The sequence below is a fragment of the Paenibacillus sp. Y951 genome, assembly GCF_056786395.1.
This window is the reverse complement of record NZ_JBXCIY010000066.1, coordinates 1-1,576: the sequence shown is the minus strand read 5'-3', so window position 1 is coordinate 1,576 and position 1,576 is coordinate 1. Positions and strand designations below refer to the sequence as shown.

Genomic DNA, 1,576 nt, shown 5'->3' with positions numbered 1-1,576 from the left:
GTTTACAATTCAAGGGTCGCTGCATGTAGCCAATCTGGAGAAGAGCCTCCTCCTTCTGATGGAACGATACGATATTTTTCGCACAGTGTTTGTGTACGATGAATTGGAAAGACCATTACAGATCGCGCTTAAGAAGCGTAATCCTTCAATCGTATTCGAAGATTACACTGGGTTAACCGATGATGAAATTAAGAACAGCGTGGAGCGTTTTAAACGGGAAGATCGGGAACAAGGGTTTGACCTTACGAAAGATGTACTATTGCGGATTGCTGTATTGAAGACAGGAGAGAGCCGCTATGAGATCGTATGGAGCCACCATCATATTTTGATGGACGGCTGGTGCATGGGCATCGTCTTAAAAGAGTTCTTTTATATGTATGCGCAGCATTGTAGTGGTAAAACGGTGGATTTGCCTACTGTGAAGCCCTATATTCACTTTATCAATTGGCTAGAAGAGCAGGATCGCGCAGAAGCGTTGGACTACTGGAGAGATTACTTGGCTGGATACGAGCAGCGTACGGTAATCCCTGAAAGTGGTAATTCCACCAAAGGGTCGTACATGCTGAAAGAAATTCATCATACGTTAGGGGAAATTATCACTGAGCGTTTGATAAAAATAAGCAAACGCCATCAAGTGACAATGAACAGCATGATGCAGACAGTATGGGGCATGTTGCTACGCAGATACAATAACACAGATGATGCGGTGTTCGGAGCGCTTGTGTCGGGACGTCCTGCTGAAATCGACGGCATCGAGAACATGGTGGGACTGTTTATCAACACGCTGCCCGTTCGACTTGGCCCGAACGAAAATGAGGAAACATTCATTGAGATGGTCAAACGGTTACAGCATCGAGCGCTGGTATCAGAGAAATATGATTACATTTCTTTGGCAGTGGTTCAAGCGCAATCGGATCTAAAACAAAACTTGATCAATCATCTGTTCGTTTTTCAAAACTATCCAGAAGTCAAGGAAATAAGTGGGCAATTCGATGACCAGGATTTTCAGGTAACAGATTTCCAAGGATTTGAGCATACCAATTATTCGTTAAGTGTCATGATGAATGTACATGCCAATCTGCTTAAGATAAAAATCGGATTCAATTCAACGGAGCATCAAGTTGATCAAATAAACCGGCTTCTAGGACATCTAGAGACTATTCTGGAGCAAGTGGCGGAAAGGCCGGATATGCGGCTGGACGAGATCGAACTGGTCGGGGAAGAAGAGAAGCGTCAACTACTGGAGACATTTAACGATACGAAGGCGGAGTATCCGAAGGACAAGACGATCCACGTGCTGTTTGAGGAGCAGGCAAAGCGGACGCCAGAAGCTGAGGCGATCCTATTCGATTCCGTGCGACTGACGTATGGCGAACTAAACGCGAAGGCGAACCAACTGGCGCATGAGCTACGTGCGCGTGGCGTAGAAGGCGAGCGCATTGTAGGGATTCTGGCAGATCGTTCGGTGGAGATGATCGTGGGGATTCTGGCGATTTTGAAGGCTGGTGGTGCATACTTACCAATTGATCCAACGTACCCAGCGGAACGGATCGCGTACATGCTAGAAGACAGCGAC

The 1,576-nt window shown here is 46.4% G+C and carries 1 protein-coding gene; it reads left to right on the top strand.

The window, feature by feature from the left end:
- Nucleotides 1-7: 7 nt before the first annotated feature.
- A partial coding sequence (locus tag AC1TPB_RS24815) for a condensation domain-containing protein (RefSeq protein ID WP_482078940.1) occupies nt 8-1,576 on the top strand: 1,569 nt, incomplete at its 3' end.